We start from the raw sequence: 14,568 nt of genomic DNA, 5'->3' as shown, positions 1-14,568 counted from the left end.
GCTGTGAGATGACCCGGAAACTCGACCTCAACGACATTCAGGGAAATGTCACGCGCGCCTATGGCCGCTATTCGTTTCCATTTGCCCGCTATTACTTCTTCCATTTTCCGGACCCGGCTTCCGGTCGCGCCTTTGTCGACAAGGTACGCACCGTCGTGACAACGGCGGCCCGCTGGCCAAAAAAGGATCAGAAACCGGAAGACCCGTCCATGGTGCAGCCGAAGCCGGACTGCACAACCAACATTGCCCTGTCCTTCACCGGCCTGTTGGCACTGGGGCTCCCCGTGAGAACCCTCCAGGCTTTTCCGGATGAGTTCATCGAAGGCATGAAGGCACGTGCCTTCATACTCGGCGACCGCGACCCCGGTGAAACCGAAAGGGCTGCAGAGAAGAACAAGTGGGATGCCCATTGGGACCCGATCTGGCAGAACAACCGGACGTCGTCGGCACCTGCCGAAGGAGACGTGCACATGCTGGTCACGCTCAATGCCCAGCTTGCGCCGGACACCACGGACAAGCCACACCCGGCTCTTGCAGAACGCGCCGAGTGGCTACTGGAGGCAGCCAGGAAGGCAGGTGTGCGTCACCTTGGCGGCATCGGCGCCAAAGGCGATGAGGACTATCAATCCGCATCCGCGGTCTTTGAGAACGTTGGCGGCGTCAATCTGCCCACCCGCAAGGAACATTTCGGCTTTACCGACGGCATCGGAGATCCCGTGTTCGAAGGCCAGCTCAGCGCGGAAGACGAGGCAAAGGCCGTTGTCGGACGCGGCAAGCTGATGGGCGAAGGCTGGCAGCCGCTTGCCACGGGAGAATTTGTCCTCGGCCATCCGGACGAAAGCCAGGAACTGCCGCCGACGGCCCCGCCTTACGAATTCATGCGCAACGGCACCTTTGTCGCTTTCCGGAAGCTTCACGAGAATGTCGGCACCTTCGACCGGGTTCTGAAGGAAGAAGCGAAACGCTATGCCAACGTTGCCAATGTCGGCGACGTGGAGGCAGAAGAAACCTTGCGCGCCAAGATGTGCGGCCGCTGGAGCGATGGGGTGCCGCTGGCGAAGGTTCCGACCTATCAGGACTGGCGCGCCTTCCAGAAGCAACACAAGTTCGACCCGGACACACCGGACCTTGAAGCCTACAAGAACCATGACGTCTATGTGCGCTCGGGCGAGGCCCGGGACTTCCGCTACGCGGATGACATGCCAGGTTACAAATGTCCCTCCGGTGCCCATATCCGCCGGGTCAATACAAGGGACTACCTGGATCCGCTCAACAAGACGGGCAAGGATCCGGAAACCGGAAAACCGCACGAGAACCCCGACGCCACCAGTGCGCTCAACAAACGCCGGCGCATTCTCCGCCGCGGGCTGCCTTACGGCCCTTCGAACAACGAAGCCAAGGACGACAGCACCGAACAGGGCGTGATCATGCTGATCATGTGCGCCAGCCTGTTTCGCCAGTTCGAATTCGTGCAGCAGCAATGGATCCAGTATGGCCTGGACTTCCACCAGGGCAACAACACCTGCCCTCTGCTTGGCCGGCACGACAGGCACAAGCGGCACACAATTCCTGAAAATCCGGAAAGCGGGAAACCGCCCTATGTCATGAGCAAGCTGGACACTTTCGTGGAGTGCCGTGGCGGCGACTATTTCTTTGTACCGTCCATGACTGCCCTGCGCATGATGGCCATGGGGATCGTCGACCCGACATAAGCGTCCGGGACGAAGGGAGAGACAAGAATGCTCAGTGCGGTCACCAATATCTTTGTGGCAATTTTTCAAAGACTTGTCATCTGGGGGGAAAGCCTCTGGGCCCTCGTCCTGTTGATCGGCCTGGGCCTGAAGGCCCTCTTTGAAGGCAAGGTGGCCGCGTTCTTTCTGCAGCCGCTGACGCAACGCCGGGTCTTTGCCGTACTGCGCGCCTTCGTGCCCAATATTTCGCTCAAACGCCAGGTGATGAAGGCCTATGAAAACACGGGCACGGCCGTCGTCACCCGGCGATCGGACGTGCTGGATGTGCTCAACCGCAATGCGGATTTCGAGGTTGTCTACGGCCCGCGGATGCGCAAGCTGACGGCCGGAGAGAACTTCTTTCTCGGCATGCAGCCCGGCTGGGACTATACGCGCGACACGTCCGCAATGCGTCTTGCGGCCCGCATGACCGATGTTGCTGAAATCGTGCAGCCGCGCGCAGCGGAACTGGCGCAAACCATCGTCGAGAACAGCGGCGGCAAGATCGACATCGTGCCGACCCTCACGCTCGAAGTGCCCTGGGATATGACGGCCACCTATTTCGGTGTCGGCGGCGAACGCAGGCAAATGCAGGAATGGACTACCAATCTCTTCTGGTACCTGTTCCAGGATCTTGGCGCCGATCCGCAACTGGATGCTATCGCGATGGGCCAGGCCTCGCAGCTACGCGACTATCTCGACGGCGCCATCGCCGAGCGCAAGGCCAATCCGACAACGACACCCGACATCCTGAACCGGTGCCTTGAACTGCAATCGGCAGATACACCGGGCATGAGTGATCTCGGGATCAGAAACAACCTGCTTGGTCTTCTGATCGGGGCCATTCCGACAATCTCGAAGGCCAGCTGTCTTGCACTTGATGAACTTCTCAATCGACCGGATGCGCTGGCATCCGCCCAGCAGGCGGCACGTGCCGACAAGGACGACTTGTTCGCCCAGCATGTCTGGGAGGCCCTGAGGTTCAACCCGTTCAACCCGGTGATCTACCGCCGGGCAACGCGCGACACGACGGTGGCTCCCTCCACCTTCAGGGGCATGAAGGTCCGGAAAGGGCAGATTGTCTTTGCCGCCAACTTTTCCGCCTGTTTCGACCGTCTCGACATCAAGTCCCCCAACAGTTTCAAGACCGACCGGCCCTGGGAGGATTACATCATCTGGGGCTACGGCATGCATGAGTGCTTCGGGGCGACGATCAACAAGGCCGTCATTCCCACCATCCTGAAACCGCTGCTCAAGCAGAAGAACCTGCGCCGCGCGCCCGGAACCGAAGGGCAGATCGACACCGGGACCTCGAATTTTCCGCAGCATTTCCATCTGGAATTCGACGTCTGAACGACGTTCAGGCAGGAACGGGCTTAACCGTGCCGTGCCTTGCGGTGCTCTGGCGGCCGACAACTTCATAACCCAGATCGATCAAGGCCTGCCCGGGCTCGTTGCCACCCAGCGCGCGGGTCAGCATTTCAAACGCCTCGCGTCCCATATCCAGACGGTAGGTCCGAACGCTGGTGATGGACGGGTTGGCTGCCGCCATCATCTCCAGGTCGTTGAAGCCGCAGATGCCGAAGTCTTCCGGAACGCGCAACCCCCGGCGCTGGCATTCGAACAGGGCGCCAAGCGCAAGGTCATCGTTGTTGCACAGGATGGCATCGGTCTCAGGCGCTTTTGACAAGAGATCCGCCACCAACTCGCAGCCGAGCGTTACAGTCGAGGGACGCGGTGTCGTGACAATCCGACCGGCGGAAAAGACACCGGCCTTCTCCGCTTCGGCCTTGAAACCTGCCAAGCGGCGCTGACTGCGCGGGTCGAGCCGGGCGGCAATGTAACCCGGCCGTCGATAGCCCTCTTCCAGCAGGTGACGCGTGGCAGCGGCCGACGCTTCGACATGGGAAAAGCCGATCATCATGTCGAAGGGGTCAGGCCCGCATTCCATGATCTGGACGATGCGGCAGTCCGCACTCATCAGAAGTTTCGAGGTTTCGTCGGACTGGTCGAGACCCGACAGGATCAGCCCGGCCGGCTTCTGACTGAGGAAGGTACGGACGAGATTTTCCTCTTCCAGCGGCGAATAGCGGGAGTTCCCGAGCTGGATCTGCCATTTGGAGCCCTCTGCCACTTCATAAACACCGCGCATGACGTCGGAAAAGACGTTGTTGGTGACGGATGGCACGATCACGCCAATCACGTTGGTCTTGCCGGCCGCCAGCGCGCTCGCCGCCGGGTCGGGGACGTAGCCGAGGCGGTCAACCACCGCCTGGATCTTGACCCGCGTTTTTGCCGAAACCTTGTCCGGGTCGCGCAAAGCGCGTGAAACGGTCATAGCGCTAACACCAGCTTCTCTGGCGACATCGGCAATTGTTGCTCTCAAATTACCAAACCATTTCATGCGTTTAATTGGCGTATTCGATTGCTTCGAATGATAGGCCAGAAAAAAATGTTTGACAAATGTTAGCGCTATCATTTTGAATAGCGACAACAGAAACATCCAACGGGGACACTTATGCAGGCTGAACTGCCAAACGCCGGATCCAAGATCGCCATCGTCGTCATGGGCGTGTGCGGCGCCGGCAAAAGCCGTTTGGCTGAACAGCTGTCCGCGCAGCTTGGTGTCGGCATGGTGGAGGCAGACGACTTCCACAGCCCCGAAAACAAGCGCAAGATGGCAGGTGGCGAAGCCCTTACCGATGCGGACCGCATGCCCTGGCTGGACGCGGTCGCCATGGCCGCCCAGCTGCAGCTCTATTGCACCGGCGGCGCCGTGGTCGCCTGTTCGAGCCTGAAGCGCACCTACCGGGATCGTCTCAGGGCGTCCCTGCCCGCCTGCCGGTTTGTTCACCTGGCCGGGCCGCGCGCCCTGATCGCGGAACGCCTCACCAATCGCCAGGGTCATTTTGTCGGCGAAGCGCTGCTCGACAGCCAGTTGGCGACCCTGGAACCGCTCGAAGCCGGCGAAACGGGCTTCACCCTGGAAATTTCAAGGCCTGTCGATCAGCTCGTCGACAGTGCCCTGGAAAAACTGCGGCACGCTCCGCCGCCGATTGAAACCATCGCATCGTGATGAACGCGGTGCCTTGAACGGGAGGAAAACATGCTGAAACATCTGAAGAGAACCGCCCTTGCTGCCGTTGCGGCCAGTGCCCTTGCCACCTCTGCCATGGCGGCGGATTTTTCGTTCCGCTTCCAGTCGTCCGACCCGGCGGGCAACCCGAATTTCGAACTGCAGCAGGGCTGGACGGAAGCCGTCAAGGAAAAGACCGGCGGCCGCATCGAGATCGAGCTTCTGCCGGTGGAATCCATCGTTGCCCACAACGAGACCCAGGATGCGATCTCGGCCGGCATTCTTGATGGCCACATCACCGACACGTCCTATTTTGCCGGCAAGGACCCGGCCTTCGGCCTGATCGCCAACCCGGTCGGCGCCTGGTCCTCCCCGGATGAGATGTTCGCCTTCATGGCTGACGGCGGCGGCAAGGAACTGATGAACGAACTGGTCGAGCCCTATGGCCTTCATTTCATCGGAGCAACCACGCCCGGTCTGGAAGCTTTTGTCTCCAAGAAGCCGCTCAATGGCGTCGACGACCTGAAGGGCCTGAAGATGCGGGCACCCGAAGGCCTCGTGCAGCAGGTCTTTGCCGCGGCCGGTGCTGCACCGGTGAACCTGCCGGGCTCCGAGGTTTTCACCGCTCTCGACAAGGGCGTGATCGATGCAGCCGACTATACCGTGTTCTCGACCAACCATGCCCAGGGCATGCACAAGGTCGCGCCGAACCCGGTCTATCCGGGCTTCCACTCCATGCCGCTCGTGGAAATCTCCATGAACAAGGCCAAGTGGGATGCCCTGCCGGCGGATCTGCAGACAGCGCTTGAAGAAAGCGTTGCCGCGTTTGCCAAGGCCCAGGTGGCCGCACTGGCCGACCGGGACCTGAAGGCCGTGGCAGAAGCCAAGGCCAGCGGCGAGGTCACGGTGACCGACTGGTCGGCCGAGGAACGTGCCAAATTCCGCACCATCGCCACCGGCGAATGGGCCAAGGTCGCTGAACGCTCCGACAATGCCCAGAAGGTCTATGACGTCCTGACCGGCTATCTGAAAGAGAACGGCCTGATGCAGTAAGCTGCCCTGATAGCAGCGGTTCGACGGGCGCCTGCGGGCGCCCGTTTCATAAGGAATGAACGGGAGGACACCGTGGCGGAAATTACAGACGGACCAGAGGAAAAGGTGGATCCCGGCGCGATTGACGAAGCCGGTCTGCTTGGCCGGTGGATCAACAGGGGCGGCTTGCTGTTCGCCGGTGGCATCGTGATCTCCATGGTCGTGCTGCTGAACGAAGTCGTGCTGCGCTATGTCTTCAATGCGCCGACGATCTGGGCCCATGAAACCACCATCTTTCTCTGTGGCATGGCTTTTCTTTATGGCGGCCTTTATTGCACGGCCCGCGACCGGCACATTCGTGTCGTCCTGATCTATGACAGCCTTCCGCCCCGCCTCCGGCGCGTCTTTGACGTGGTCATCTCGCTGATCTGCATGGTCGCCAGCGGCTTTTTTGCCTATGCGTCCTGGCTGATGGTGCAAAAGGCGGCGTTTCGCCCGGATGGCAGCTTCCGTCTGGAACGGTCCGGCAGCGCCTGGGATCCGGTCTATCCGGGCCTGATCAAGGTCTTCCTGTTGGTTGTGATGACGGTCATGGCCGTCCAGTTCCTGATCCTCGCAGTCAATTACGCCAGGGGGCGCAAGTGATCGATTTCTTCGGCTCTCTCCAAGGCCTCGGCATTGAGGTCGGCACCCTGCTCATGTTCGCGATGCTGCTGGTGCTCCTGGTCTCCGGCATTCCGCTGGCCTTCGTGACCCTTCTGGTCGCCCTCATCTTTGCACTCGGCTGGTTCGGACCGATGGTCGTGCCCCTGATCACCAGCCGGGTCTATTCCTTTGTCGGGTCCTTCGTCTTCGTCTCCGTGCCGATGTTCGTGCTGATGGCGGCGATCCTCGACCGGTCCGGCATTGCCAGAGACCTTTTCGACGCCATGAAACTGGTGGGCGGACGCCTGCGCGGCGGCGTTGCCATCCAGACCATCGTCGTTGCCGTGATCCTGGCTGCGATGAGCGGCATTATCGGCGGTGAGGTCGTGCTGCTCGGGCTGGTCGCCCTCCCCCAGATGCTGCGTCTCGGTTATGACAAACACCTTGCCATCGGCGTGGTCTGCGCCGGCGGTGCGCTCGGCACCATGGTGCCGCCCTCCATCGTGCTGATCATTTACGGCCTGACTGCCAATGTCTCGGTCGGAGACCTCTTCACCGCGGCTTTCGTCCCCGGCCTGATGCTGGCCGGTTTCTACATCACCTATGTTCTGATCCGGGCCTATCTCAATCCGAATGTCGCGCCGGTGCCGGAAGGCGATCCGGTGCCGACAGCGGAAAAGCTGCGCCTGCTCAAGGGGCTGTTCCTGCCGCTGCTGGTGGTTGCCGGCGTGCTCGGCTCGATCTATGGCGGCGTTGCCAGCGTGACCGAAGCCTCCGCAGTCGGCGTTGCCGGCGTGTTGCTGTCAACGGTCATCCGGGGCGAGTTCTCTCTCGGCCTGCTGAAGGGCGCCGCCCTGCAAACACTTCAGACCGTCGGCATGATCGTCTGGATCGGCATCGGCGCCAGCGCACTGGTGGGCGTCTTCAACCTGATGGGCGGGATCAAGTTCGTCTCCGCCCTGATCTCCGGCATCTCGGAGAACCCGACCATCATCCTGCTGTTCATGATGCTGATCCTGTTCGTGCTCGGCATGTTCCTGGACTGGGTCGGGATCGCGCTTCTGACGATGCCGATCTTCGTGCCGATCATCAAGGATCTGGGCTACGACCCGGTCTGGTTCGGGGTTCTTTTCTGCATGAACATGCAGGTATCCTTCCTGTCGCCACCCTTCGGACCGGCCGCGTTTTACCTAAAGAGCGTGGCACCGCCTGGCATAACCCTGGCAACCATCTTCCGCTCGCTGCTGCCGTTCATTGCCTTGCAGATCCTGGCGGTCGGAATCCTGCTGTTCTTCCCGGGCATCACGGGACGGTAACCGACTGGCCGGACCTTGACAGTCCCTTCCCCGGCACTGCCGGGGAAGGGATCCGTTCTCAAAAACACGGTTCAGGCCTATGCCTGCCCGGCCTTCCTGGTGTCGGGAGTTTCAAGATCATCAAACGAGACCGTCTGGTTGCGGCCGCCGTGTTTGGCCGCATAAAGGGCCTTGTCCGATCGAATGATGAAATCATCCAGGGAAATGGTCACGTCTTCGGGGCTCCAGCTCGCCTGACCGAGGCTCGCGGTGACGGAGATGGTCTCACCACGGTGCTGTATCTCCGTTGCAGCAATGCGCGTCCGGATACGTTCTGCAACAGCCACGGCTCCCAAGCTGTCGGTCGACGGCAGCAGAACAGAAAACTCCTCACCGCCCACGCGTGCTGCCAGGTCGATCCCGTCGCGCACTTCAGCCTCAATGATACGGCTGACCGCCTTGATCGCTTCATCGCCCATGTCGTGGCCATGGGTATCGTTGACAGATTTGAAATGATCGATATCCAGCGTCAGCAGGGACAGGACTTGATCGTAACGTTTCGCGCGCGCGGCTTCGTCTCCCAGAACATCCATGAACCGACGGCGGTTGGCCAGGCCAGTCAGCGGGTCCGTCGTCGCCAATTGTTCGAGCTTGCGGCGCAGTGCCTTTTCTTCCGTGACGTCGACAGCGGCTCCGACAATTGATGGGTGCTCTTCGCCATCCAGCGCCATTCTTGCCTTGTAAATGATGACATCACGTTTCGGCTGTCCATTTTCCGGATCGATCTGGCGTTCGTAGACATGTCGGTTTTGTGCGCTGGACAACAGATCCCGATCCGTCTCATCGATCCATTTGGCGACATCCTCGCCATATATCTCTGCCGTCGTTCGCCCCAGAATGTCGCTGGCGTTTCGGCCGAGAAGTTCAGTGTATGCCTGATTGATCAGGTCGGTACGCCCCTCGCTGTTGCGGCGGTAGATGGGCACGGGAATGACATCAATCAGCGTCTGGAGCGAAAGCCGATCCCGTTCGGACTGTCTCAACAGGCCTGCTTTTTCTTCGGCGGCTTTTTTCCGAGCCTGCTCAGAAATCACGTACCAGAACACCAGGATACCGAGAAACGCCAGGATGAGCACGACACTCAGGGCCGTGTTGCGTACGATCCGTCCGCTGGTCTCGCCGAGATAGGCCAGAGACGGCAGATAGGCGACCTGCCACCTTGTTCCGGCGATATCCACCCGCGCGGGTATGGACCCGGCTTCCACCTCGTCCAGCGTTCCTTCACGTCCGAAGTTTTCCCGCCACCCTTGCGCTGTGGCTTCAATCAGGTCGGGCCGGTCGCTTCGCAACAGGACGAGGCGATGATGCGGCAATTCGTGACCCTGGAGGATGCGCACCAGTTCCTGCGGCCGGAAGCTGATCATCAACAGACCACTGGTTTCATCTTCTGCGGTCCAACGTGCACTCAGATCGAAATGATAGTTGCCGGCTTGCGGATGAATGAAAGGATGGTAGTCGGCTGCAACGGCCGTTCCTTCATGTTCGTGCAGTTTCTGGACAGCTGATACCAGCGCGAACTCGTGCATGTCGGTGCGGCAGGCCTGGCCGACAAACTCGCCCAGGTCATCTGGAACAAACTCTCCGTCAGACCGCCTCGCAACATAGGTGAAATGGCCTGGAAAATAGTCACTGATCAGCGCGCGAATACGTGCGTCATAGTCTTCCTCGTCCGGGTTCTTGACCAAGGTGTTGAGCATTTCGGCATGGTTCTTGGCAAAGGCCTGAACGAGAACCTTTCGCCGCTCGACAAAGTCTCGAATATATTCGGCCGCATCCTGGGTGGAGCGCTCCATGGCCTCGTATTCATCGGCCCGGAAAGCGCTGACTTCCCGTTCTGCCGACACGATCAGAAAGCCGGCGGCAACAACACCGCCCAGAACAGACGCAAGCAGCAACGGCAACGTACTTGTTGACCTGAACATAGCTCCCCCAGATTTCTTCGAGGGAAGCTTAGAGGCTATTTCTTACGAAATAGCCAAAACTCCAGAAAACTACATTGTCAATTCTACAGAGCAAAGTAATTGCTGGAACGACGTTCATAGAGGGACTGAAGCGTCTGAACGGATCAGCCGTTTGCCCCGTTGCCGGCACAAGTCCTCCGGAGTTGACAACCGCCGGCAGATTGCCGGCGGTTGTTGGCGGAGCAGTGAACGGGTGGGGACCGTCGCTACGCCGCTGCCACGCGGTTCAGGAAGGTCTCAATGCCCTGTTTGAGGGCGCCGCTACGGTCGCTCAGGTCACCCGAGGCGGATTGAACGTCGCCGGAAGCTTCGCGGGTTTCGTCAACCGCCTGGGCGAGCCGTGCCATGTTCGACTGGACCGCCTGCGTGCTCTGGGCAGCGCGCTGTACATTGCCCGAAATCTCGTTCGTGGCAGCGCCCTGCTGGCTGACGGCAGAGGAGATCGCCTGGGTATAACCATTGACCTCTTCCATAGTGTCGGAAATCGCCCCGATGGCCGCCACCGCTTCGCCGGTGGAGTTCTGGATGGTCTGGATCTGGGAGGAGATCTCTTCCGTGGCACGGGAGGTCTGTGTGGCCAGTTCCTTCACCTCGGCAGCCACGACGGCAAAGCCCTTGCCCGCCTCGCCGGCTCTTGCCGCCTCGATGGTGGCGTTCAGGGCCAAGAGGTTGGTCTGCTCGGCAATCGCCTGGATCAGGGTGACGACTTCACCGATCTTGGAGGCCGCTTCGGCAAGACCCTGGACCTTGTCGTTGGTTTCATGGACCGCGCTGGTGGCAGACGTCACGATATCGGAGGAACGGCGCACCTGATCGCCGATCTCTGCAATGGATGCAGAAAGCTCTTCGGCGGCGCCGGCAACGTTTTCAACGCTCATGCTGGCATCTTCACTGACCCGCGCCGTGTCGCCCGCCTGTTCGGCGCTGTTTTCGGCAATGCCGCCGAGCGCCGATGACGTCCGGGACATGCTGTCCGCCGTTTCATCCAGCGCACCGAGCAGTCCCTGAACCTCCTCGCGAAACCCCTGGATCAGGCGCTCGATCTCGTCCTGACGTTCGCCCTGGGCTTCACGATGCGCATTGGCTTCGCTCGCAAGGCGCACCCGTTCACGGGCGTTTTCCTGAAACACCTGCACGGTCCGGCTCATGTCACCGATTTCGTCGCCCTGCTCGGTAGACGGAATGACAACGTCGATGTCTCCTTCCGCAAGCCGGCCCATGGCTTCGGTGAGCGCACGCGTCGGACGGGTGATCACCAGCGACAGGACAAAGGCCAGCAATCCGCCGACAATCATTGCCGCGACCAGCGCAGCCGCAATCAGGCCAAGAGCCGTGTCCGCGCGGGCATAGGCACTTGCAGACTGGGCCTCCGTCAGACCGGCAATCACCCGTCTCACGTCGGCGGAGATCGCCACCAGCGCCTCGCGTTTGATGTCGAAGGCCTCCTTGGCCGTGACCATGCCCGCGAACTCGGTCTCAAAGGTGGAAACTTCCTGCTCGATGGCTGCGACGGCATCGGTGATTTCAGGAAAGGCCGCGCTGTCCGCCTTCAGGAGATTGGCAAGATAGCGCAGGGTCTCGATCCGGTTGACGACCTCGTCGGCCCCCATGGATTCAAAACCTGCAAAAAACTCCATCGTCGCAGAGCGGATTTCCAGGGACGCGCGCAAAAATTTCGACGCGTTGACGTTGACCAGATCAACGATCCCCAGCTTGGAGGACGCCTTGCCGGCGACCTTCTTGGCCTCATCCGTTGCCGCATAAACTTCCTTGCGCAGGGCAGAAGCCTGATCGTGCAGGTCTTTCAGCCCCCGGGCGAGCTCCCCGGCAACAGCAGCGGTAACCGGAGCAATCACAGCCCCCTCACCCTCAGCCTTCGGCATCTTGTCCAGAAGGGCCTTTGCCGCGTCCGCCAGGCTGGTCAGGCGCGCCTTGTCGATCCCGTCCACTTTCAGCTTGGCGGATTTCTTCGCCGTCTTTGCCATTGATGCGATGGCATCCTGAACGGACTTGCCGGTCTCGGGGGGGAGATCCGCATTTTCGCCCGTCCCGGCAATCATTGCTGCGGTTTCTGCGGCAGTGTCCTCGATGTCCGACAGGCCGCGGCCGATCTTGTCGGCCCGGTTGCGGGTTCCGGAGGCCTTTTTCGCAGCGCTGCCGGCGTCTCTCTGGATCTTGGTCATCTGGTCGGTGATGCTGATCGCCTGGGTTTCCAGCCCGACAGCCGACCGCAATAGCTTGTCGACCTGTGCCTTGCGGTTGTCGACCGCAACAACGACCCCGTTGAATTCCTCGTGCAGGCGGTCAACCAGCGCGATCGCTTCGGCCGTCGCTCCGGTGTCCCCCTGACCGGAGACTTCGTCGAGAGCCACCAGTGCCGTTTCCAGATGTCCGATCTGGGCTTCGGCGGCCGCGGCCAGTTCCGGGCTGCGTGCGGACAGATAGGCTTCCTGGGCCTGGGCCACCTGCTGCAAGTTGGCCATGGCCGCTGTTGCCTTGGCACTGACGTCGGACTGCGCCCGCAGTCCGAGGATCGCGGCTGTGCCGACCGCTCCAACCGCAGCGGCAACCAGGATCATGGTGACAAACCCGCCGCCGACCTTCGCGGAGAAGCGAGCATTCTTCAATGGTGTGAGTAGCTTGGACATGTTTCCCCCGCACTTTCCTAAATTGAAGACGTCGGGGGTTAATGAAATGATGAAGAGTTACGGCCTGACCTTTTGTTTCTATTGGCGAAATAATTCGAACGCATTTTTGTCTTTGCCAGCAAAGAGATGCTTCGTGATTTTTACTTAGATTTTTTTGCCCGAAAAAAATCAGAAGCCCTCACGCAGCAAAACCCGGCCCAGAATTACTACTCAGGATACTTTTTATGATTCGTCTGCAACCGACTTTTGATACCGCAAATCGTATGTCTTGCTCGCCGGCAGACGCTGCCTGACAGCCGTCTCACTTCCGTTTGGCCGCCTCCATCAGTGCGTCCAACTCGCTCAGGTCGCCAATCCGGTTGGCCATCAGCAGGATCAGCCGCGCGTTGAAAGCATCGCTTTCCGCCTTGCTGAGCCCTTCATGAGCAGCCAGCAGCCTGGCGTAGAACTCGTCCGGCTTGTCCAGGTTCGGGGCAGTGACCACGTCCGTCATTGAATTGCTTCCTTCTTGGCCAGTGCGATCGCCAGGGCCTCCCTGACGGCGGTTTCATCGTAAACCGTCCAGCGCGCGGCAACATGCTGGTCCGGGCGGATCAGATAGACCGCAGAATGTACCTCGCCGAGATAACGGTGTTTCAGATCGCGGTTGAGATCCGAAGCGGAGAGTGAGAGGCCCGTCAGGTCCATTCCGTCGAGTTCCGTTTTTGCGGGAACCTCGACGCCCAGGCCCAGAAGATGAAATCCTTCACCGAGCCCGTCAAGCAGCCAACCGTCCTTCAAAGGTGCATCGACCGCCGGGCTGCCCGGGCGAGTCCGGGCCGGCAAGCCTGCGACATCCGGGCCATTCAGCGGAGAACCGTCATAGGTGCAGGGCACCGAGAGCCTGCCGGAGTTGACCAGCGGCCGGGCGAACTCGTAGTGCTCGGAGAGATCGAGCACGGCGTCCCGGAAGACCCGGCTGATCTCGGACTTCGGCGTGATGAAGTCGGTTGAGCGTGAGCTCTGCCGGATGTTTTCGTCCGCTGCATATTCGCGCTCAACGGAATAACTGTCGAGCAGGGTGTCCGGCGCCTTGCCCTCCAGAACGAGTTTCAGTTTCCAGCCGAGATTGTCCGCATCCTGGAAGCCGGAATTGGCACCGCGTGCACCGAAGGGCGAGACCTGGTGGGCACTGTCACCGGCAAAGATCACCCGGCCATGGCGGAAGTTTTCCATGCGGCGGCACTGAAAGGTGTAGATCGACACCCATTCCAGGTCGAACTCGACATCCGGGCCGAGCATCTGTTTCAGACGCGGAATAACGTTTTCCGGCTTCTTCTCCTTTTCCTTGTCGATGTCCCAGCCGAGCTGAAGGTCGATGCGCCAGACGCCGTCGGGCTGCTTGTGCAGGAGGGCCGACTGATCCTTGTTGAAGGGCGGGTCGAACCAGAACCAGCGCTCCGTCGGGAAATCGGCCTTCATGATCACGTCTGCAATCAGGAAATTGTCCTCAAAGACGCGGCCAACAAAATCAAGATCGAGCATGCGGCGGGTCGGTGATCCGGCACCGTCACAGGCGATCAGCCAGTCGGCTTCAAGATTGTAGGCGCCTTCCGGTGTTTCGACGGTGACCAGCGTGTGGTCGTCATATGTGTGCAGATTCTCCACCCGGTTGCCGCCCCGGATCTCGATCGGCTTGCCTTCGGCCTGCAGGGCCCGGATGCGTTCGACCAGAAAGAGTTCGCAATAATATTGCTGGAGGTTGATGAAGGCCGGGCGCTTGTGGCCGTCCTCCGGCAGAAGGTTGAAGTCGTAGACCTGGCGGTTGCCGAAGAAGACCTTGCCGACGTTCCAGACGACCCCCTTGTCCTCCATCTCGTCGCCGCAGCCGAGCCGGTCGAAAATTTCCAGCGAGCGCTTGGAAAAACAGATCGCCCGCGAGCCGACACTGACCTTGTCATTGTCGTCCAGAACAACAACCGGCACATCGGCCTGGGCCAGGTCGATCGCCGTGGCGAGCCCTACCGGACCGGCCCCGATGATGACCACGGGATGGCGCACCGGCGACGGCGCTTCCTGATCGCTAGACCATTTGTAGGGATAAAGCGGCGCTTCGAACAATTTGGTCACAGGGTCTCCCTC

The 14,568-nt window shown here is 60.4% G+C and carries 11 protein-coding genes; 6 read left to right on the top strand and 5 right to left on the bottom strand.

The features are described 5' to 3' along the window. The first annotated feature begins 8 nt into the window (after positions 1 to 8). Together CHH27_RS00515 and CHH27_RS00510 are read left to right on the top strand one after the other, a co-directional pair. A complete protein-coding gene (locus CHH27_RS00515) occupies positions 9 to 1,712 on the top strand; it encodes a peroxidase (protein ID WP_094069830.1) in 1,704 nt (567 codons plus the stop codon). A 27-nt stretch (positions 1,713 to 1,739) separates the two neighbouring features. Next, the gene (locus tag CHH27_RS00510) at positions 1,740 to 3,083 is read left to right on the top strand and encodes a cytochrome P450 (protein ID WP_094069829.1); all 1,344 of its coding nucleotides are present in this window, start codon (positions 1,740 to 1,742) and stop codon (positions 3,081 to 3,083) included. Between the two features lie 7 nt (positions 3,084 to 3,090). Here the strand turns inward: CHH27_RS00510 and CHH27_RS00505 are convergent, their stop codons facing one another. Further along, positions 3,091 to 4,134 carry a LacI family DNA-binding transcriptional regulator gene (locus CHH27_RS00505; protein WP_094074433.1) on the bottom strand — a complete coding sequence of 348 codons (1,044 nt, stop codon included), beginning with the start codon at positions 4,132 to 4,134 and terminating at the stop codon, positions 3,091 to 3,093. Between the two features lie 114 nt (positions 4,135 to 4,248). Here CHH27_RS00505 and CHH27_RS00500 point away from each other — a divergent pair, with 114 nt between their 5' ends. From CHH27_RS00500 to CHH27_RS00485, 4 genes are all read left to right on the top strand, one after another. Then, positions 4,249 to 4,806 (top strand): gluconokinase, encoded by a 558-nt coding sequence (locus CHH27_RS00500; protein ID WP_094069828.1) that lies wholly within the window; start codon positions 4,249 to 4,251, stop codon positions 4,804 to 4,806. Positions 4,807 to 4,836: 30 nt separating this feature from the next. Beyond that, the gene (locus CHH27_RS00495; RefSeq protein ID WP_198338322.1) at positions 4,837 to 5,859 is read left to right on the top strand and encodes a TRAP transporter substrate-binding protein; all 1,023 of its coding nucleotides are present in this window, start codon (positions 4,837 to 4,839) and stop codon (positions 5,857 to 5,859) included. A 72-nt stretch (positions 5,860 to 5,931) separates the two neighbouring features. After that, positions 5,932 to 6,483, top strand: a complete 552-nt coding sequence (locus CHH27_RS00490; RefSeq protein WP_208988408.1) for a TRAP transporter small permease subunit — start codon at positions 5,932 to 5,934, stop codon at positions 6,481 to 6,483. 53 nt (positions 6,484 to 6,536) lie between these two features. Beyond that, on the top strand, positions 6,537 to 7,799 hold the full coding sequence (locus CHH27_RS00485) for a TRAP transporter large permease subunit (RefSeq protein WP_094074430.1): 1,263 nt from the start codon (positions 6,537 to 6,539) through the stop codon (positions 7,797 to 7,799). Positions 7,800 to 7,876: 77 nt separating this feature from the next. Here CHH27_RS00485 and CHH27_RS00480 read toward each other — a convergent pair whose 3' ends face one another. The 4 genes from CHH27_RS00480 to CHH27_RS00465 all read right to left on the bottom strand — a co-directional run bounded on the left by CHH27_RS00480 (position 7,877) and on the right by CHH27_RS00465 (position 14,556). Next, positions 7,877 to 9,760, bottom strand: coding sequence for a sensor domain-containing diguanylate cyclase (locus tag CHH27_RS00480; RefSeq protein ID WP_094069827.1), 1,884 nt, complete (start codon positions 9,758 to 9,760; stop codon positions 7,877 to 7,879). Between the two features lie 245 nt (positions 9,761 to 10,005). After that, positions 10,006 to 12,447 (bottom strand): methyl-accepting chemotaxis protein, encoded by a 2,442-nt coding sequence (locus CHH27_RS00475; RefSeq protein WP_094069826.1) that lies wholly within the window; start codon positions 12,445 to 12,447, stop codon positions 10,006 to 10,008. Positions 12,448 to 12,748: 301 nt separating this feature from the next. Continuing rightward, complete coding sequence (locus CHH27_RS00470) at positions 12,749 to 12,940, bottom strand: DUF2783 domain-containing protein (protein WP_094069825.1); 192 nt, start codon at positions 12,938 to 12,940, stop codon at positions 12,749 to 12,751. After that, on the bottom strand, positions 12,937 to 14,556 hold the full coding sequence (locus tag CHH27_RS00465) for an FAD-dependent oxidoreductase (RefSeq protein ID WP_094069824.1): 1,620 nt from the start codon (positions 14,554 to 14,556) through the stop codon (positions 12,937 to 12,939). The genes CHH27_RS00470 and CHH27_RS00465 overlap by 4 nt, the downstream gene beginning before the upstream one ends. Between the last annotated feature and the right edge of the window lie 12 nt (positions 14,557 to 14,568).

It is taken from the genome of Labrenzia sp. VG12, from assembly GCF_002237595.1.
Classification (GTDB): domain Bacteria; phylum Pseudomonadota; class Alphaproteobacteria; order Rhizobiales; family Stappiaceae; genus Roseibium.
The sequence above is the reverse complement of the archived record's forward strand: the minus strand, read 5'-3'. Positions and strand labels throughout refer to the sequence as shown.

What these genes read in the sequence shown, in the direction of transcription:
- CHH27_RS00515 (WP_094069830.1), top strand. Translation starts at nt 9, where the DNA reads ATGACCCGGAAACTCGACCTCAACGACATTCAGGGAAATGTCACGCGC.
- CHH27_RS00510 (WP_094069829.1), top strand. Translation starts at nt 1,740, where the DNA reads ATGCTCAGTGCGGTCACCAATATCTTTGTGGCAATTTTTCAAAGACTT.
- CHH27_RS00505 (WP_094074433.1), bottom strand. Translation starts at nt 4,134, where the DNA reads ATGAAATGGTTTGGTAATTTGAGAGCAACAATTGCCGATGTCGCCAGA.
- CHH27_RS00500 (WP_094069828.1), top strand. Translation starts at nt 4,249, where the DNA reads ATGCAGGCTGAACTGCCAAACGCCGGATCCAAGATCGCCATCGTCGTC.
- CHH27_RS00495 (WP_198338322.1), top strand. Translation starts at nt 4,837, where the DNA reads ATGCTGAAACATCTGAAGAGAACCGCCCTTGCTGCCGTTGCGGCCAGT.
- CHH27_RS00485 (WP_094074430.1), top strand. Translation starts at nt 6,537, where the DNA reads ATGTTCGCGATGCTGCTGGTGCTCCTGGTCTCCGGCATTCCGCTGGCC.
- CHH27_RS00480 (WP_094069827.1), bottom strand. Translation starts at nt 9,760, where the DNA reads ATGTTCAGGTCAACAAGTACGTTGCCGTTGCTGCTTGCGTCTGTTCTG.
- CHH27_RS00475 (WP_094069826.1), bottom strand. Translation starts at nt 12,447, where the DNA reads ATGTCCAAGCTACTCACACCATTGAAGAATGCTCGCTTCTCCGCGAAG.
- CHH27_RS00470 (WP_094069825.1), bottom strand. Translation starts at nt 12,940, where the DNA reads ATGACGGACGTGGTCACTGCCCCGAACCTGGACAAGCCGGACGAGTTC.